Source organism: Paraglaciecola aquimarina (assembly GCF_032464635.1).
GTDB lineage: Bacteria > Pseudomonadota > Gammaproteobacteria > Enterobacterales > Alteromonadaceae > Paraglaciecola > Paraglaciecola aquimarina.
In genome coordinates this window covers 3,067,014-3,086,095 of sequence record NZ_JAWDIO010000002.1, presented here as the reverse complement: position 1 = coordinate 3,086,095, position 19,082 = coordinate 3,067,014, and the positions used below count along the sequence as shown (strand labels likewise).

Here is a 19,082-nt window from a genome sequence, read left to right as displayed (position 1 = left end):
CGTGAGAGATGACTTGTTGATCAGCGCAAGTTTTAGTAGTCGATGCGGTAAAAGCGTACTGTATACTTTACAGCCTATAATCGTTGATGCGCTCAAGCCGTTACCTCTTCATTCAACTACCGTGCATTTCCATTGATTATGGGTATAATTATCAAAACTTAGCTTAACCTAAATAATTAGGCTTGATCACCACAACTTAATAAACCAAAAAAAGCCGCATCAATGAGCCAAACAGCCAATCCAGAAAAATCTGACAAATACCATTTTACTAAACTACAAAAACGCTTACGGAAGAATACCGGTAAGGCAATAGCCGATTTTAATATGATAGAACAAGGCGATAAAGTCATGGTGTGTCTATCGGGCGGTAAAGACAGCTATACCATGCTTGACCAACTTATCCATATGCAGAAAGTTGCCCCTATTGACTTCAGTATAGTGGCTGTGAATTTAGATCAAAAACAACCTGGCTTTCCAGAACATGTTTTACCTGAATATTTACGCAACTTAGCCATCGATTTTGAAATTGTAGAAGAAGACACCTATTCCATCGTTACAGATATAATCCCAGAAGGTAAAACTACGTGTTCATTATGTTCACGCTTACGTCGCGGAATATTGTACAAGACAGCTTCACGGCTAGGGGCGACTAAAATCGCACTAGGTCATCATCGAGACGATATGTTAGAAACATTATTTTTAAACATGTTTTATGGCGGGCAATTAAAATCTATGCCTCCTAAACTCATCAGCGATGACGGAAAACAAATAGTTATTCGACCTTTAGCTTATTGCTCTGAAAAAGATATAGCGGAATACGCAAACTTAGTACAATACCCTATTATCCCGTGTAATCTATGTGGCTCTCAAGAGAACCTGCAACGTAAAGTGATTAAAGGCATGTTACAAGATTGGCAAGTGCGCTTTCACTGGCCGTATTGAGTCCATGGCTAAAGCCCTTAAAAATGTAGTGCCATCTCATTTAGCCGATAACCAAAACTATGACTTTAAACATCTCAAAACCCAAAATGTACCTTTTGCAAATGGCGATATAGGCTTCGATCCGCCAGAATTAGTGGCTAGTAGTATCGATAAAAATGCAGCCGATGTCATTACTATCAACAACTTATAACAGGCTCAGGACGGATGAAAATTGGACTAGCCCTTGGAAGTGGCGCGGCCAGAGGATGGGCTCATATTGGCGTAATACAGGCCTTAGAAGCGCTTAATATAAAAATAGACGTGGTAGCGGGCTGTTCAATCGGTGCATATGTTGGTTCTGCCTATGCTTCTAACAAACTCCCTGAATTATCTGACTGGGTTCAAAGCTTAACCGAATGGCAAGTGTTTTCCTTGATGGGTGTAGGTTTTCAAAGAGGTGGATTGGTCAGCGGGCAAAAAGTATTTACCGCCCTAGAAGACACCTTTGCGGCCAAGAGCTTTGCAGAATTAAGCAAGCCATTTGCAGCGGTTGCCACCGACTTGTATAGCGGTAAAGAAGTTAACTTTACGACAGGATCTATTGTAGAAGCGGTCAAAGCCTCTTGTGCCATTCCTGGTTTGTTTCCCCCAGTGTTGCATCAAAATCGTTGGTTAGTCGATGGCGCAGTGGTAAATCCTGTACCAGTTAACATGTGTAGATTGCTGGGTGCAGATATTGTTATTGCCGTAAACCTAAGTGCTGACTTTAGACCGCAATCATTAGCCGACAATCAAATTGACCATGGCTTAAATCAGAAAAAAACGTCAGACTTTTTCAAACGCAGTAAAGGTCAAATCAAGCAATGGTTTAGCAAAAGTGGTAATCAGGAAGTAGCAGAACAAATTCTCAAAGAGAATAGTCAAGACAACGTACTAAACGATGAATGCTTAGAAGTATTAGATCCAGTCAGTATTGACAACTCTGGGCTTCAACAGGCAAACGTCAACGTCCCCCCTGCTCCTTCAATAATTAACGCCATGACTGGTTCTCTAGATATTCTAACAGCAAGAGTCACCCGTTCACGTTTGGCTGGCGATCCACCAGACATCCTTATTGAACCTCAGTTAAGAGATTTCGGTATGATGGAGTTTTATCGCGCAACTGAACTTATTACCGAGGGCAAAAACAGCGTCGATAGAATAGCTAAACAAATTAAATATCAACTCAATCTGAAAGATGGGTAAGCACGCTTTATTTTTCCACTAGTGCAGTTATGCGTAACGGCATGATAGGTAGGCTTAATCCTTGCTCTTGCTCAAACCACGCTTGGTCTAATGTTAGATTACCTTCTTTGTCTAGCAACGTAGCATTAGCCTCTGACAAATTGACTTGCTCGGAAAAATGCATCACTAAACCAGTCGCCGAAGGCATCATGAACGACATAAAACTTCCCATATTTGCAAAGAAGGCTTTGTATTGACTAAGCAACGAGCGCAACTCTTTATAGGTGTACTCTTGTTGTAAAATATTGGGCTTCGTTTCTAATTGTACCGACATATCACACTGATTTACGTTATCAGCAAATTCAATAGCCACAACAGCTTTCGCCATTTTTAGTACTTTATCTGTAGGAACCGTAAATCGAACGCCATTTTCAATCGTCAAAGGTATGGTTTGTTTTTGGGTAACAATATTAGCCTCGACAAGATTACATAAACGATCCTGAGCAATATGTTTAAAGCCAAAAGCAAACCTTAGTTTATTGGTTTCTTCTTTATTGATTTTACTTACATGGGAATAAAAACTCGCATAGTCAACATCTAACACTTTTGAACGTGCAGACCATGAAATACAGCATAACAGTAACAAAACTCCATACTTTATCATTTAGCTAATCCCATATATTTTCTATTCACGCGGATCATATTCAATAGCTCATCAATATACTCTTGACCTCTTTCCGAATATTTAGACAAGCCTTGTGCCAAAGCCTCTGACGTAACCAGCTTGCCTTGTCGACGTAAATTCACACGTATCTCTCTTAGCTCGTGGTAAGCGTAGAGGCGATTCAAATTACGTATGTATGTCATTACCGCATGTGATAAATCTTTGAACTTTGCGACCTCATGTCCCGAGCCTTCTTCTCGTCTACTTGGGACGAAACCACAGCCCTTTTTAAAACACCATAAACCAAAAAAGTTATAACCATCGCGAGCAAATCTAGAAGTGCCCCACCCTGACTCATTGGCCGCTTGAACCAAAATCAATGCAGCTGGAATTTCATCCACTCGTTTAATTAACTGAGACAATAAGTACTCATTGGTCATATCCTTCTTTTTGGCCAACTTATATTTCTTAATCAAATGGCTTAGTACTTTCTTTTGGTTAGCCGTCAGAGTTTGCTTGTCACTTACCAGTTCGTAAAGAGCCAACACCATTTTACGTTCTTTTAAAACAATAAAGTTTTGTCGACGGATTTCTGGCAACAAATAAGCGAAAAATGCTTTTTTCTTTTCTGTTACGTTCGCATATTTAGAAAAATCGGGAACAGGATCTTTATTACTTGGCAAAGGCCTGACATATAAGTTCTCTAACTTTATTTGCTCAACATTATCAATGGTAAATTCATCATCGCTACGAGGTTTGTGCTGTAATACAACAATGAAAACCACTACAAGTAAGACGCCTATGGCAACTAATGCACCACGTTTAAAATGACTATGCATGAAATACCGAACCATTGTTTTGAGTGTTATTGTCAACTTTAGCTACCTTAACGCCAAATAGCTCCCTATATAAAATTCCTTTTAAATTAATATAAAAAGGAATTAACCAAATATACGCGATACCTAAGGTAAACACCCCTAATACGAATAACACAACAGAAGCGAAATAAAAGAAGCTCAAAGGCAGGATGAATCGATTGTATACTTTAAAAGACTGAATAATGGTTTGACTCGGAGCTAAGTTCTTTTCAACTAACAGCATCATCGAGAACCCTGTCGCCATACCAAGATATACCAACACAATATAGCCAATTAAGACACTTACGCTAGATGCTAATGCCGAACTTAAATCAGTTAAAACAGCAATGGCAAGGGTTAGCAAAATAACTAACACTGAGCCAAGTATTTTTTTGAATAAAACCAAGAATGGGGGCTTACTGCCAACACTATGAGAAATGCCAAGAAGTAACATAGTCGCGATGATAGGAGCGGTAATAACAATGCCTATAATTTTAACCATCATGGATACTTCAGGTGATGCAGTTTGAATATCAGTAACACCGAAAAAGGATTGAATGACAATGGATAGCAAAATACCAATAAAAAAGATAAATATAACGCCTTGCATGACTTCATATTTGCGATCTTTTGTTAAGTCCCAAGCTTCTTTAGCTAACGCTTTAAGGTCGAGTCTCGTTTCTCCATTTAGAGATTTTTCAAGACTGCCACCAATCACCTCAAACTTTTGTTCTTCCACTTTTCACCTTCAAACTGTGTTTTTTAAATTATACAGGTATCACTAGTCTTATTGCTAACAGAATCAACACTAGCCCCATAAAGCGATCAAACCAATATCCTTTAGCACCAATAAAAACCCTTACTTTCCGTGAGCTTAAGAAATACGATAATGCACAAAACCACACTGTCGTGGCCAACGCCAAATAAATACCATACAGTGCTTTTATTTCATTTGGTGTATCAGTCGAAATAACAACAGCGAATATCGACAGAAAAAACATCGTCGCCTTAGGGTTTAATCCATTAGTTAAAAAGCCAACACTAAACGCCCTTTTATCAGATAGATTCTTATTACTACTCGCAGATGTAGCATCCATACTTGCCGCTGCAGCCGAACTGCGAATTGCCTTCCAGCCTATATAAAATAAGTACGCTGCCGCAACGTAACTGATAACTTCAAATAGGCCAGGAGTCGTTTTAATTAGAATGCCAATACCAAGTAACGAGTACGCTACATGCACTAAAATTCCCACACCCACCCCTATACTGGTGATCATTGCCGCCCTTCGGCCATATTGAATACTATGTTTCAGTACGATGGCAAAGTCAGGGCCTGGACTCATCACAGCCAATAAATGCACGCTAGCTATAGTCAAAAACTCTAGCCAATATTGTTCAAAATGGTTAAACACCAACACAACCTCTTATCCTGGGTAGTACAAATCGCAAATGAGTCAATATTTCATCAATATCAAAGTTACTGTTTTAGGCTCAATTGACCAAAGACGAAAAAGGCCGCTATGCTAACAAACTTTTCTAATATAGTTCATTTTATCTAAGCATAATCGCCAGTAAATTTTTGTTACCTCATGTACAATTGCAGCAAACTTTAAACAAAGAATAGTTATGGCATCTAGCGTAATATTACAACCCGGCCGCGAAAAGTCTCTACAACGCCGACACCCATGGATATTTTCCAGAGGCATTGAGAAAACCGTAGGCAGAACCAACTCAGGAGATACAGTTGATGTCTATGGCCACGAAGGCACTTGGTTGGGCCGAGGCGCATGGTCTCCTGAATCTCAGATCCAAGTGCGAATATGGACCTTTGAGCAAAACGAAAGTATTGATAATGGCTTTTTTCAGCGTCGTATAGCGACCGCTCAAGCGTCTCGAGAAGAATTAATTGCACAACATGGTTTAACCGGCTATCGATTAGTTGCAGCAGAATCAGATGGTCTGCCAGGGGTAACGATAGACAAATATGCAAATGTGTTAGTTTGCCAGCTGTTATCCGCAGGCGCAGAGAAGCACAGAGAAAAAATTGTTTGGGCATTGCACAAGCAGTTTCCAGATTGCTCCATTTATGAGCGTAGCGACGTCAGCGTACGCAAAAAAGAGGGCCTAGAAGAAATCACTCAAACCTTACATGGTGAGGTTCCAGATGAAGTCATTATTGAAGAGAATGGTGTCAAAATAATCGTTAATGTTAAAGAAGGCCACAAAACAGGATTCTACTTAGACCAGCGAGACAACCGCGCCATTGCCGCGAAATATGCGAAAAATAAACAAGTCTTAAATTGTTTCAGCTATACCGGCACATTTGGCAGTTATGCTATTGCTAATGGCGCCAAATCTGTCACCAATTTAGATGTGTCAGATTTGGCACTTGCTACTGCTCTGCGCAATATGCAGGTAAACGAGTTAGATGTTAGTAAAGCTGAATTTTTAAAATTAGATGTATTTCAAGCCCTTAGGGACTTTAAACAACAAGGGAGAGAATTTGAACAGATAATTCTCGATCCTCCTAAATTCGTAGACTCAAAATCGTCACTTAACAGAGCATGTCGAGGCTATAAAGACATCAATATGCTCGCCATGCAAATTCTAAAACCCGGTGGCATTTTATGCACCTTTAGTTGCTCAGGGCTATTAAATTTTGATTTATTTCAAAAAGTGGTGGCTGACGCTGCATTAGATGCGGGTAGAACAGTTCAAATAATTGAACGGCTAGGACAAGCTGCCGACCATCCAGTGGGCAGTAACTACCCAGAAGGATTTTACCTAAAAGGCTTTGTCTGCAGAGTACTGTAGCTTCCTAGCCATTGAGCATCAAAACGACGGTTTCACCTCGTTTTTGATGCTTACTTCATTTCAATAATTTCTACACCAACAGCGCAACTGTTTTCGTCAATAATGTCGCAACGCACAACTTTTGTATCGGCTGTCAGCGAAGGAATTTGAGAATTGGTTGACTCTATATAAACATTAACTAACGTGCCTAATTCTATAGCGCTTTCAGCCAATTCGAATGACATGCCTGAAGCACTTATATCTTTACATACAGCTTGAGTAGACCGTACTGATTCATCTTCCGTAATTTTTAACTCACAAACAGAATTCACCATCATACGAAAAAAGTTGCGTTTATCATCGTAACCTAACATTCAATACCTCTTTGTGTTTAGTGCTTACCATGTGTTTATAGGGTGCTGGTAAAGTAAAGTCAACGGTTGATGCATAGCAATTTAAATTGAGTCTAAATGATTCAAGATTCTTTTAACGGAAATAGGCGCTGAAGTGCCTAATTGTTGAGCAAAAAATGAGACTTGTAATTCTTGCAATAACCACCTAACTTCCTTTAATTCCGCTGGTTGAGGAACGTTAGCTGGTATTTGTTTACATTTTGCTAAGTATGCTTGCTGTGCTTTTTCCAAATTAAGCTGATGTAATTTATCTTTAGTAGGATCAATGGGTAGTTTCTCTAAACGTTTAGCAATAGCTTTGATATATCGCTGCCAATCACTAAGACGCCCAACACCGATATCTGCAACAAAACCTCGATAAACCAATGAATCTAATTGACCTTGAATATGCCCATGAGCATAAATTAGATTGAGCGGCACACTGCCTTTCATTTTTTTCTTAATCTCATGGGCGATAGTTAAACCTACTTCAACTTTTTTAGCTACTGCCAAAACATAATCATTAATTTCTTGTCTAACAAATTCACTGCATTGTTTAAAATGCAGGTTGTCACGAATGTCAGCTTGTTTCTCTTCACAATACTGAACAATTAGCTGATCGACTGCCGCATCTATGCAATCGTCAATAAGCGCTTTAATTTGCCCAAAAGGATTAAAATACAATCCTAATTTGGCCTTATTTGGTAACTTGTCTTGTAAATATTTAACCGGTGAAGGAATAGCAAGAATAATGAGTTTTCTTAAGCCCAGTTTATGGGCCTCTGCGGCGATATGAGGTTGGTCGAATAACTTGACCGATACGGTTTTGCCCTCACTAATCAAAGCCGGATAGGCTTTAACTTCATAGCCCCCTGTTTTATTGATAAATTCTACGGGAAGCGCGTCAATACTCCAGTCGACTAAGCCAGTCTTTTCTAACTCTGGGGTAGCAACCTTTTGTAGACTCTGCTTTATTTTACCTTGCAGCTTTTGCTGTAATACGATTAAGTCTCGGCCTTGGGCGATAACGTCACCTTTGTTATCTAAGACTTTAATATTGAATATTAGGTGTTTGGGTAGTTTTTCTAAAGGCCATTCAGATATCTCTACTTCTCGACCAGTCATGCGCTTTAACTTTAAAGAAAGAGCCGGTAAAAACTCAACAGCATTGCCCTTTTTGTCCTGTGGCAGAATGTCAGCCAAACACGCTTCAGCATAATTAGGTGCTGGCACAAAATTACGTCTGATAGATTTTGGCAGCGCCTTTATCAAAGATACGATTAATTCATGACGTAAGCCAGGGATCAACCAATCTAAACCTTGTGTTGTCACTTGATTGAGTAACGCCAAAGGCACCATCAAGCTAACCCCATCATCCTCATCTTTAGGATCAAAATGGTAGCTCAAGCCAAGGGTTAAATTTCCTTGTTTTAACGTCTCTGGAAAAGAATAATCATCAATATGCGCAGTATTTTTCTTCAATAAAGCGGCGGGATCAAAGTCCAATATTTTAGCGTTTTCTGTCGCTTGTTTTTTCCACCATTTCTTAAAACTGGCTTCTGAACAAACATGAGAAGGCAGTTTTTCACTATAAAACTCGACCAAATTTTCTTCATCGACCAACAGATCACGTCGACGACTTTTATCTTCAAGCGCTTCAATATTGGCAATTATCTGTTGATTATGAGCCAAAAATGTAAAGTTAAGCTTAGTGTCCATATTTACTAATGCTTCGCGAATGAAAATCTCTCGACTCACAACCGGATCAATCTGGCTATAGTGACGTCGTCTTTGGCTAACTAGCACCAGACCATACAAACTAACTTTTTCGAACGCTTGCACTACGCCTTGCTTTTTTGACCAATGGGGCTCTGAAAACTCAGACTTGGTTAAGTGAGCTGCGATAGGTTCAAGCCATTCAGGCTCAATTTTGGCCGCAACACGACCAAATAAATGAGCCGTCTCAACTAACTCGGCGACCATTGTCCATTTTGGTTGCGATTTAGCTAATCCCGAACCAGGAAAAATCATAAAACGGCTATTTCTGGCACCCAAATACTCGCGGTCTTTATCTTTGTTACCTATATGGGATAACAAACCAGAAGCTATTGCTTGGTGTATTGCTTGGTAATCTGCCGGTTGTGATGAAATGCCAAAGCCTAATTCAGCAACCGATTTTTTTAGCTGGCTAACAATATCCTGCCACTCGCGCATACGCATAAAATTAATAAAGTGTTTTTTACACCAATTGCGTAATTGATTTGAGGACAAGGCTTGTTGCTGCTCTTTAAAGACTTGCCAAAGTTGAAAGAACCCCAAAAAGTCAGACTCTTTATTGAAAAAGTCCTCATGTGCTTGGTCAGCTTGTTGTTTTTTATCTTGTGGTCGCTCTCTAGGATCTTGGATACTTAGGCCTGCCGCTATGATTAGCACTTCGTTTAAGCTGTTTTGTTTGTCAGCTTCGACAACCATACGAGCATACCTTGGATCAACGGGCAGTCGAGATAACTGTCGCCCTAACTGGGATAATTTCTGGCGTCCTCGCTCTAAGTCAATCGCTCCCAATTCTTCAAGTAATTTGAATCCGTCATTAATCGCTCTGGAATCAGGGGGTTGGACAAAGGGGAACTGATCAATTTTTCCTAAACCCAAAGACATCATTTGCAAAATAACCGAGGCTAAATTTGTACGTAGTATTTCAGGATCGGTAAATAAATCTCTTGCTAGATAATCTTCTTCAGAATACAAGCGAATGCAGATACCATTTGATACACGCCCACAGCGCCCTGCTCTTTGATTTGCTGAAGCCTGAGAAATCGCTTCAATAGGTAAACGTTGCACTTTACTGCGTACGCTGTAGCGAGAAATACGTGCAGTTCCTGGATCAATTACATATTTAATGCCGGGGACCGTTAGCGATGTTTCCGCCACGTTAGTGGCCAGTACAATTCTGCGCCCTGTATGACTAGCAAACACTTTATTTTGTTCGCTATTACTAAGTCTGGCGTACAAGGGAAGCACCTCAGTATTGCGATACTGCTGCTTATTTAATGCGTCGGCCGTATCTCGAATTTCTCGTTCACCGCTTAAAAAGACTAAAATATCACCCCGTGGTTCCGCTAGTAATTCATCTACGGCTTCTATAATGGCTTGAATTTGGTCGTATTCACCGCTATCACTCTCCCTGTAGCGCATTTCTACTGGATAAGTTCGACCACTGACTTCAATAATAGGTGCATCATTAAAGTGCTTAGAGAATTTTTCAGGATCTATAGTTGCAGAGGTAATAATCAGCTTTAAGTCTGGGCGTTTAGGTAATAATTGTTTTAAATAGCCCAATATAAAATCGATGTTCAAGCTTCGTTCGTGAGCTTCATCAATAATAATAGTGTCGTATTGATTAAGAAATTTATCCTGCTGAATTTCGGCCAATAAAATCCCATCTGTCATCAATTTGATATAGGTATTGTCTGACACCTGATCAGAAAAACGAATTTTAAAGCCAACTTGCTGACCTATAGGCCCTTTCAATTCTTCAGCTATTCGATTGGATACTGTCCGTGCGGCTAAACGTCTAGGCTGAGTGTGACCAATCAAACCGCTGATCCCCGCCCCAACTCAAGACATATCTTCGGAATTTGCGTGGTTTTCCCCGAGCCTGTTTCACCGGCAATAATCACGACTTGATTTGCTGCTATCGCCTCTGCGATTTCATCCTTTTTCTCGCTAACGGGTAAGTCTGGGTATTCAATTTCTGGGATTTGCCTGCGTCTTTGCTCTACTAACAAGACGGAGTTTTCTATGTCAGCACTAAGTTTTTGTAAATAACCATGTTGCTTACCTTTCTCGATGCTAGAAAAGCGGCGGATTCGCCCCATAAACCTAAACTTGTCTTTCGACATACAGCTAGAAATGTGATCGGTTAGTTGTTTAAGGCTGAAGTTTGGGGATAACGGCTCTGACGACAAGGGTAAATGCTCTTTTAAACTCTATTATTAACGAGCAAGGATCCTAGAAGATGAGGGGCACAAATACCAGTAAAATTATAAGGCTGTTTCTTTTTACTATCAATCTAGATGAATAAATGAAACAGCCAAGTTTGCTCAGCCTAGCTTGCTCTCTTGTAACCGTCCCTTAATTGCAAATCTATGGCATTAAGCAACGAAGAACGATTTATCGTGCCCAGTAAGTATCCATCGTCATCAATAACAGGATAAACTTTGGGTTTCTCTACCATCATTTTCTGTGTCAACTCAATAACAGACATATAAGGCTTAACCGTCTTAACCTCAGTTACCATAATATCCTTAACTTGTGCCACTTGTTCTCGGTAATAGCTAGATTCAATCATTTGCACAATGCAATCTTGTTCTGACAAAAAGCCAATTACCTTGTTTTTATCATTTACCACAGGTCCACCTGTTTGTTTGGATTGTAAAAGCCGTTCTACCGCTTCTGCTACGGGCATAGCTTGGGTAAATGTCACAGGCCGTAAATTCATATGTTCACTCACTTGTAAAGATTCCATCGATTAATCCTCGTTGCTGCAAAGATGATTTATATTTTTATATCGGCATGTTTAAAGATAGACTTAAATAACCACAACACCTAATTGCTATTGATTAATATATGAATAAAAAGAGTTTTATTGCACTATCATTAATTTTTACTCACTGCGTAAACGTCAATGCAGCAACAAGGTTAGAGGTAGATTTTGACCATACCCCACTTGGCCACTATCAAAGTAAAACGGTCGAGAAAGACTGGCCCAACTTGCAATGGCAAAGCTTGTTAGGCAGAGCACAAATAGTAAGCTCGACAGACAATGAGCATAAAAAGGTGCTTAAGGTCGACTTCCCTAAAGGAGCGGTTGGCCCCCAAGAAGGCGGTGGGCAGTTTTTGATGTCACTTCCTGCAACAGAAGAATTGTGGTTATCTTACCACGTTAAATTTGCACATAATTTTGACTTTAGACTCGGCGGGAAATTACCTGGCTTAAGCAGTGGTGGGAGCAAATATACAGGAGGACATATTCCCACTAAAGGTGAGGGTTGGAGTGCTCGATATATGTGGCGCCAAAACGGTGAAGGGATCATCTATTTGTACTACATGGATATGCCTTGGTAAATGGGGAGAAGATTTAGCCTTAGGTGAGTTTCACTTTAAAACGGAGCAGTGGCATACGCTCACACAACATATACGAGTCAACGATATGAATGAGTCCAACGGAGTACTCAAGGTATGGATCGATGGCAAAAAACGATTAGATCGAAACAACATTCGATTTAGAGGACAACCAACCGCCCTTATTGATTCATTTTATTTCTCAACTTTCCATGGCGGCAACTCCGCAGAATGGGGTCCTAAAACTAACAGTAGCGCCTACTTTGACAATTTTATTATTAGTTCTACCCCTCTTATCAACGAAAATTTAAACAAGAGGCAGTAAACGCGCTAACAGCTTTTATCCGTATTGATAACTTGCCAGCAAGGAAAACCTTAGCGGCTTTGCTGACGCTCTGTGCTTATTTGCATGACATCTACTAATACCTGTTTTAAAAACCGTAAGCTCCATTTTTAAATGGGCGCTTATCAATACGTCACAAGGTGATATACCTTTTTAATTAAGCAAAGTTCTAGATAAGAAGTATCGTTTAAGCTGAACAATCCAACGCCGCTACACGCAAAAAGAGCGTTTTCGAGAGGTTCGACTTACCTAGGATTTAGATTAATTGGTTAAGCTTTTAACGCTACGCTCCATAGTCAGCTCAACACGTTTGATTTCACGGATCAACGATGAACGACTCATTTCTGCCCAGATCCATTGTTTTAACGCGACCTGCACTATCAATGAGGCTAAAAACCATACAGCCCAAAATATTTGTTGTTCAACAACTTGTGCCTGAACAAACTGGTATCCCGTCCAAAACATAACAGCAGTTACCACTATCACGATTAGATTAATTAAGATAAACCAGCCTTTCAAACTGTTACGAATTGACCCCAAAACAAAATCGCCTATGCCCTGCTCTTCGGCTAAAATTTTATCAATTTCTGTAGACTGCTGTTCTAATTCTCTTTTAATTTTTTCATCAATGTTCATAGTCGTTATTCTCCAATTTTTGTTTAAGTAGCTGCCTAGCTCGGTTGAGCCGCGACTTCACCGTTCCTGTAGGTATTTCTAAAATAAGGCTTACCTCTACCACTGACATATCATCTAGATAAAATAAATGGATCACTTGCCTCTCTAATGGAGGTAAAGCGCTAATCCCATGATTTAAAATACTATTACCATTATTAATATCAGCAGCAAAGTCTGTATGAATGCTAAAATTTTCTAGTTCATCTTGGCTAACCTCGTTATCCAGTGAAGTCTTCTGCGTCTTGTGTCGCCTCAATAAGTCCAGAGTACGCCAGCGCACAGTACGATACATCCAGCTTTTAAATGCTCGGGGATCCCTTAACTTGTACAACGTTTTAGCACTTTTTAGCCAAACATCTTGGCAAGCATCTTTCGCCATTTCTTTGTCATTTGAAAGTTTAAAGGCAAAGCGAAGCAGTGCTGGTTGGTGCCTCTGAAAAAGTAACCTAAAAGCACTTTGACTGCCTTTTGCGCAGCCATGACTAACAAATCTTCTTCTGCTTGATTTTGCAACTGCGCTCCTATGTGCTGAATAAACGTTGTCTAAACAATAGATATGACTAAGACGAGTTGATGTAATTATGGGTTCATTTAATTTTACTGATAACTACAAAAATTTAAACGAGAGAAAAAACAACCTTGTTCACTAACGGTAAGGTCAATTGGAAACCATTCAATACATAGCAAACGGAAATAACGAGACATGACGCTGGAAAATACAGTGCAAGAACGAAACTGAACTCACGTTAACTAAGATTAAAATACTCACTAAACCCGACCAGTATATTGGTGGTAGCAATAGCCGACAAAATTAACCCCATGACGCGACTAATAATGCTAGCACCGCTACTGCCGATAAATCGGCTAATAAAGCCAGACATCAACATTAAGATATAGACAATAAATAACACCCCTATCATCACTAAAGCAGTTTGTGCTTGCTCCCACAGGCTATACACGGAGTTCTTAGTTAATAATACCGCCGCCAACATCGCCCCAGGGCCGGCGATTGAGGGGACAGCTAAAGGGAAAATTGCCGTTTCTTTATGGGACTTTTTAAGTAACTTTATTTCTTCTTCAGGTTTACTCTCACCAAATATCATATTCAACGCGAACAAAAACAAGACTATGCCCCCTGATATTTGAAAAGCAGGCAGAGGAATGGATAAGTAAGTTAGAATGAATTCGCCCATGACCATAAAAAATAATAAAACTAAGGCAGACACAACCGTCGCCAATAATGCCACTCTAGCTTTAGTTTTTTGGTCGTAACTATCTGTGACCGCAATAAAAACTGGGACAGTACCAATAGGATCAATAACTGCGAAAAGGGTAATGAATACCGCAACAAAATCTATCATCAAGGTTCCAATTCTACATTTGCTTAAGTCAAGGCAAGTTACATCAAAGCACATAACCAATTAAAAACATTGAGTATTTAACGCTGTAGTGTAAACCAACCAACAAGCGCCTATATATTAGGGCAAATAACCAAATAACAAGTATTTAGCTTACATTGTAGCGCGTTCACCTCTGCCCAATTATTGTCAGATGAGGGCATTTCAACCGTTAATTAGTGATCTTTCTTTGTAATTCACTCGTATCACACTCTATTGTTTAGCAAATTATTTAGTAATAGATTAGCCACACAAATAATGCTTACCATCTTTTATGACGGCCTCTGTCCTCTATGTTCAGCAGAAATGAGACATTTAAAAGCCGCAGACAGTAATAAAAAAATCGTTTTGGTTGATATTCAGCAGCAAGACTTTATCGTCAATTATCCGGACATAGATTATCAACAAGCAACCAAGATCCTCCATGGCATCTACCAAGGTGAATTGCTGTTAGGATTAGCAGTCACTCACAGAGCCTGGACTCTAGTAGGTAAAGGGTTTTGGGTTGCGCCACTAAATTGGCCCGTTCTTAAATCTGTAAGTCATTGGATTTATCTTGGTATAGCCAAATATCGCCATCCGATTTCACGTTTTCTTAGCCGTGCATTTGGATTAAATATCACGCAATGTTCATCAGGAAGCTGTTATGACAAACATAATAATCGGCGCCAGTAGCGAAATTGGCAAAGCTCTAGCACAGCAGCTCATTGCTAAAAACCTATCAAAACTTGTGTTAATAAGCCGCAGTATGCCTACAACTAAGCTTGATAGAAAAATAATACAGTTTATCCAAGTCAATGATTATTCTGAACAGTCAATTAAACTCGCTATCAGCGAACTCAAATCATCATTGTCAGATCCCGTGACTAAGGTGTTTATATGTAACGGTATTTTACAAAACGGCGAGCTAAAACCCGAGAAAAAAATTGAAGACTTTAGATTAGAAAATTTCCATAAAGTACTTCAGGCAAATACGATTACTCCAATGTTGTGGCTACAGCACCTCGTACCCATTATAAGTGGAGATAGTACATGTAAGTTGGTAGTGTTCAGTGCTCGAGTAGGCAGCATTAGTGACAATACGTTAGGGGCTGGTATAGCTATCGCGCATCCAAAGCCGCTTTAAATATGCTAATTAAAACCGCTGCGATTGAACTGGCTAGACGGGCTAAAAATGTAAACATTATGGCCTTTCATCCGTAGCACCACTGCCACCCCTTTGTCTAAACCATTCCAACACAATGTGCCAAAGCATAGACTCTTTACGCCCACTTTTGTTGCCCAGCAGTTACTTAACATTATGGAGCAATCTAATGCAGACCAAATACCTAATTTTGTTGATTGGCAAGGCAAGACAATTGAGTGGTAAATTATCTGTTATAAATGCACTACTATGGATTGTTGATCTTTCTTGGTCATCTTACTCACCACCAAATTGAACGAATTATCAATCATTCGTGCAATTTCACCTTGCGGCACTGAGCCATTTAAAATCACCGTATTCCAATGAACTTTATTCATGTGATAACTAGGAATGACCGCGGCAAATATATCTCTGAGCATGATGGCTTCGTGTGGGTCGCACTTTAGATTCATCCACCAATCTTGTTTGCCATCATCGCCCTTGCCCATTTTTCCTACCGCTAACGTAGCAAACATTTTGTCTTTCACTTTAAACACCGCAACACCTTCACCAAAAGGGTATTGCTGTACGGTAAAAGGTTTACTTAACAAATACTGTTGAACTTGGGTGTAATCCATAATATGCGCTTAAGGCGATGCCTATTACTGATGCCACTGATGATTCTATCATAACGGTTTGCCTAGAAAAGCGTATACCCATGCGTTTTTACACCACCTCTGGGCACTAGCGCAGCAAAATATGAGCTTGGCATATTACTACCTAGCCAACAAAAAAGGCCTTTAGTTTATGTAACTAAAGGCCTTAATTTAGCATGGCACTATATACTCGCTTACTTTAATAGGTGCTGAACATTCACTAAATCAGTTTTGCCATTTATAATTTCATCTGGCGTTAAGCCAGCAATTTCATGAGGAAATACCAACCATTCATCAGATTCATGTACAAAGTAATCAGGTACAAAGTCTGTCTTGTTGTTTTTCGGTTTGTAATAAGGGCAAGCAACACGTACATCTTTTGGCATGTTGGCTCTAGATAATTTGTTTAGCTGCTTAATTAATGCATCAACGCTACGACCTGAGTCAAACACATCGTCCACAATCAGCAAGCCATCATCGGCATTGGCGTTCTCAATAATATAATGTAGTCCGTGCACTTTAATGGTTTTAGCTTGTTGATTAATCCCGTAATAAGATGAAGTTCGAACCGCGATATGATCGGTTTCTACTTTCTTAAAATCAAAATATTCTTGAACCGCAATACCAATAGGAGCACCACCTCGCCAAATACCGATAATAAACTGAGGGCGAAAGCCACTTTCATAAACTTGAGCAGCGACTCTAAAAGAATCCTCTAACAGCTGCTGAGCGGTGATAAATGTTTTTTCCATTAATATTAACCTTATAAAACCTAACGACTCTCTCTATTTTTCATTCAGAGAGACAAGTTGCACGCATTGACAACAATTCAAATTCAATCAGCCATTGTATACCGAAAACGCGAATAATTGCAGAGTTCAGAGTAATTTATTCATATTTTAGTGCATTAGCTGGACTGACTCTAAGTGCTTGTATAGCCGGATATAAACTAGCAATAAAACAAAGTATCAAGGATGTAAAGACCAAAACCCCAACTTGTTGCCATTGTAAATCAACTGGCAAACCTAGACCATTTGGTCCTAAATGAATTGGCACATTAAGCAGTGATAAAATATTATTTATTTGATAAACAAGTAACAAGCCTAAACTCACACCAATGATTGTGCCTTTTATGCCGTTATAGGCGCCATTAAACAAAAATATTGCCATAATGCTCTTTCGGGTCATGCCTTGCGTTAGTAATATAGCAATATCACCTTGTTTCTCGGTCACAACCATAACTAAGGCTGATACTATATTGAATGCCGCCACCGCAATAATTAATAACAACATTAACGACATCATGTTTTTTTCCATTTTCACTGCATCAAACAAAGCACCTTGCTGAGTACGCCAATTGGTTGATGCTACCCCTTTGGCGTCTAGTAAATCGGTAACCGCTTTGTATTCAAATGCATCCTCTAGAAACAAACGGGTTTGTGCAACATCTTGCGTCTTAGTACGCAATAATTTAGCGGCATCGTTTAAGTTAATCAGTATGACTTTGTCATCAAGTACTGAGCCCACATCGTAAATGCCCACCACTTTAAATACTCGTTGGCTATAGATGCGGCCAAAAGGGCCAAAATAACTATTACCAGAAGCGATTAGCCGGGCTTTATCGCCCACCCGTAATTGCAGTTGAATAGACAAAGCTCGGCCGATGATCATTTTATAATGGCCTTGCTCCAAATCTGTTAGTTCTCCGATTAGCATATTTTCTGCAATCACTGATGACTGTTGCATAACTTCTGGCTCAATCCCTTGAAATTGTACGCCTTTCAATCCTTGTACCGATTGAACCAATCCTTCTCCTTCGATGTATTGGCTACTAGCCAGTACTCCCGGCACTTCTTGGCTAAAGTTAATAGCAGCACCTTTATTATTTTGAGCCTGAACTAAAATGTGAGGGGTTATACCTAGGTTTCTTTGTTTCAATTCCCCCTCAAAGCCATTCATTACAGACAACACAGTAATCAGCGACATTAAACCTAAAGCAATTCCGGCCACCGAAAATAAATTTATGAAGGCAATAAAATTGCTACCTTTAGTAGCCTTTGCATAACGTAAACCAATGAAAGCAGGTAACGGATAAAACATGTAAGATGGGACTCTTTGCTAAGTAAACAGTTTAAAAATAAGTGTTTAACTGTTGGTATAGTAGTAAATGTTGTTGAATAATACGTGCTTGACCACCATGTCACAAGCAAAGTCAAAATTTCATTATTTTGGCCAACTGTTGCTAGTGCTCAACAGCATGGAACACAGATAACAATAGGCGTCGCAAAATGGGCCTTAACTCGGAGCATGAATGGATAATGTAAACCTTCAACAAAAACATGAACAGTTCAATGAATTTTTCATGATCAAGCATGACTTGCCGGTCAACATTCGTGAGCTAGAGAGCGACTTTCGTTTACCGAATGCTGAAGAGCTACACAATTACATGCCCTATTCTTTTCAAGTCGCCAGTGAGTTAGCTACAATTGAAACAAAAGCACTGCGCCCTTTACGTAACCTTGGTGAACATGCTGTCGAATTAGTTGAATTTCTGAATCTTCAATCCCGTAAAATAGATCTAATGATGTCACTCATTTTGCAGCAGCAATCCACCCCGGAAGAAAGGTTTCATACTGTTCAGTTTGGCGGTGGCGGCGTAACAATTAATACTAACAAACCACTGGCAATTGGCAGCCAAGTCGAACTAAAGCTATTTTTACGAGAAGAAGCCTCTGCCATATTTTGTTTTGCCGAAGTAATTACTTGTAAGCAAGAACAAGATACGTACCATACATCACTTATTTACACTCGCATTCGCGAAGAAGATCAAGACCTATTGGTTAAGGCCAGTCTCCACTTACAAGCGGCCTTATTACGTAAGCGAAACAAGCAAAAAGAAAACGATTAAAATTA

General features: G+C 39.6%; 18 protein-coding genes and 3 pseudogenes. 7 read left to right on the top strand and 14 right to left on the bottom strand.

Annotated elements, in window-relative coordinates; translation table 11 throughout:
• Positions 1-222 precede the first annotated feature (222 nt).
• Together ttcA and RS130_RS15320 are read left to right on the top strand one after the other, a co-directional pair.
• A pseudogene (ttcA, locus tag RS130_RS15325) lies at positions 223-1,132 on the top strand (tRNA 2-thiocytidine(32) synthetase TtcA).
• 14 nt (positions 1,133-1,146) lie between these two features.
• Positions 1,147-2,166 (top strand): patatin-like phospholipase family protein, encoded by a 1,020-nt coding sequence (locus RS130_RS15320; protein ID WP_316026642.1) that lies wholly within the window; start codon positions 1,147-1,149, stop codon positions 2,164-2,166.
• A gap of 7 nt (positions 2,167-2,173) precedes the next feature.
• Here the strand turns inward: RS130_RS15320 and RS130_RS15315 are convergent, their stop codons facing one another.
• The 4 genes from RS130_RS15315 to RS130_RS15300 are packed head-to-tail and all read right to left on the bottom strand — an operon-like array spanning position 2,174 to position 5,009.
• On the bottom strand, positions 2,174-2,809 hold the full coding sequence (locus RS130_RS15315) for a DUF2987 domain-containing protein (RefSeq protein ID WP_316026641.1): 636 nt from the start codon (positions 2,807-2,809) through the stop codon (positions 2,174-2,176).
• Positions 2,806-3,648, bottom strand: a complete 843-nt coding sequence (locus RS130_RS15310) for a glucosaminidase domain-containing protein (protein ID WP_316026640.1) — start codon at positions 3,646-3,648, stop codon at positions 2,806-2,808. The genes RS130_RS15315 and RS130_RS15310 overlap by 4 nt, the downstream gene beginning before the upstream one ends.
• Complete coding sequence (locus RS130_RS15305) at positions 3,641-4,405, bottom strand: hypothetical protein (protein ID WP_316026639.1); 765 nt, start codon at positions 4,403-4,405, stop codon at positions 3,641-3,643. Before RS130_RS15305 ends, RS130_RS15310 begins: the two co-directional genes overlap by 8 nt.
• 28 nt (positions 4,406-4,433) lie before the next feature.
• Positions 4,434-5,009, bottom strand: a complete 576-nt coding sequence (locus RS130_RS15300) for a LysE family translocator (RefSeq protein ID WP_428982863.1) — start codon at positions 5,007-5,009, stop codon at positions 4,434-4,436.
• A 283-nt stretch (positions 5,010-5,292) separates the two neighbouring features.
• On the opposite strand from RS130_RS15300, the gene RS130_RS15295 reads away from it, so the two are divergent.
• On the top strand, positions 5,293-6,480 hold the full coding sequence (locus RS130_RS15295) for a class I SAM-dependent rRNA methyltransferase (protein WP_316026638.1): 1,188 nt from the start codon (positions 5,293-5,295) through the stop codon (positions 6,478-6,480).
• Positions 6,481-6,530: 50 nt separating this feature from the next.
• Here the strand turns inward: RS130_RS15295 and RS130_RS15290 are convergent, their stop codons facing one another.
• The 3 genes and pseudogenes from RS130_RS15290 to RS130_RS15280 form a co-directional block, all read right to left on the bottom strand.
• Entirely contained in the window at positions 6,531-6,833 is a 303-nt protein-coding gene (locus RS130_RS15290) for a PilZ domain-containing protein (RefSeq protein ID WP_316026637.1), read from the bottom strand.
• Between the two features lie 81 nt (positions 6,834-6,914).
• Positions 6,915-10,753, bottom strand: a pseudogene (gene hrpA / locus RS130_RS15285) (ATP-dependent RNA helicase HrpA).
• 206 nt (positions 10,754-10,959) lie between these two features.
• Positions 10,960-11,379 (bottom strand): CBS domain-containing protein, encoded by a 420-nt coding sequence (locus RS130_RS15280; RefSeq protein ID WP_316026636.1) that lies wholly within the window; start codon positions 11,377-11,379, stop codon positions 10,960-10,962.
• Positions 11,380-11,480: 101 nt separating this feature from the next.
• Here RS130_RS15280 and RS130_RS23875 point away from each other — a divergent pair.
• Positions 11,481-12,300, top strand: a pseudogene (locus tag RS130_RS23875) (polysaccharide lyase).
• Positions 12,301-12,579: 279 nt separating this feature from the next.
• Here RS130_RS23875 and RS130_RS15265 read toward each other — a convergent pair.
• The 4 genes from RS130_RS15265 to RS130_RS15250 form a co-directional block, all read right to left on the bottom strand.
• Positions 12,580-12,954, bottom strand: coding sequence for a DUF6768 family protein (locus RS130_RS15265; protein ID WP_316026633.1), 375 nt, complete (start codon positions 12,952-12,954; stop codon positions 12,580-12,582).
• Positions 12,944-13,411 (bottom strand): RNA polymerase sigma factor, encoded by a 468-nt coding sequence (locus tag RS130_RS15260; RefSeq protein ID WP_316028075.1) that lies wholly within the window; start codon positions 13,409-13,411, stop codon positions 12,944-12,946. Before RS130_RS15260 ends, RS130_RS15265 begins: the two co-directional genes overlap by 11 nt.
• The gene (locus RS130_RS15255) at positions 13,339-13,506 is read right to left on the bottom strand and encodes a hypothetical protein (RefSeq protein ID WP_316026632.1); all 168 of its coding nucleotides are present in this window, start codon (positions 13,504-13,506) and stop codon (positions 13,339-13,341) included. The genes RS130_RS15260 and RS130_RS15255 overlap by 73 nt, the downstream gene beginning before the upstream one ends.
• Positions 13,507-13,739: 233 nt before the next feature.
• Entirely contained in the window at positions 13,740-14,354 is a 615-nt protein-coding gene (locus RS130_RS15250; RefSeq protein ID WP_316026631.1) for a MarC family protein, read from the bottom strand.
• 294 nt (positions 14,355-14,648) lie between these two features.
• Between RS130_RS15250 and RS130_RS15245 the strand changes: the two genes are divergently transcribed.
• The gene (locus RS130_RS15245) at positions 14,649-15,065 is read left to right on the top strand and encodes a thiol-disulfide oxidoreductase DCC family protein (RefSeq protein ID WP_316026630.1); all 417 of its coding nucleotides are present in this window, start codon (positions 14,649-14,651) and stop codon (positions 15,063-15,065) included.
• Entirely contained in the window at positions 15,037-15,516 is a 480-nt protein-coding gene (locus RS130_RS15240) for an SDR family NAD(P)-dependent oxidoreductase (RefSeq protein WP_316026629.1), read from the top strand. Before RS130_RS15245 ends, RS130_RS15240 begins: the two co-directional genes overlap by 29 nt.
• 251 nt (positions 15,517-15,767) lie before the next feature.
• Here the strand turns inward: RS130_RS15240 and RS130_RS15235 are convergent, their stop codons facing one another.
• The 3 genes from RS130_RS15235 to RS130_RS15225 form a co-directional block, all read right to left on the bottom strand.
• Positions 15,768-16,151: an MmcQ/YjbR family DNA-binding protein gene (locus tag RS130_RS15235; protein ID WP_316026628.1), complete on the bottom strand. Its 384-nt coding sequence runs from the start codon at positions 16,149-16,151 to the stop codon at positions 15,768-15,770.
• 212 nt (positions 16,152-16,363) lie between these two features.
• The gene (locus tag RS130_RS15230) at positions 16,364-16,921 is read right to left on the bottom strand and encodes a phosphoribosyltransferase (RefSeq protein ID WP_316026627.1); all 558 of its coding nucleotides are present in this window, start codon (positions 16,919-16,921) and stop codon (positions 16,364-16,366) included.
• A gap of 136 nt (positions 16,922-17,057) precedes the next feature.
• Positions 17,058-18,269: a lipoprotein-releasing ABC transporter permease subunit gene (locus RS130_RS15225; protein ID WP_316026626.1), complete on the bottom strand. Its 1,212-nt coding sequence runs from the start codon at positions 18,267-18,269 to the stop codon at positions 17,058-17,060.
• Between the two features lie 211 nt (positions 18,270-18,480).
• Between RS130_RS15225 and RS130_RS15220 the strand changes: the two genes are divergently transcribed.
• A complete protein-coding gene (locus RS130_RS15220; protein WP_316026625.1) occupies positions 18,481-19,077 on the top strand; it encodes a PilZ domain-containing protein in 597 nt (198 codons plus the stop codon).
• The last annotated feature ends 5 nt before the right edge of the window (positions 19,078-19,082 follow it).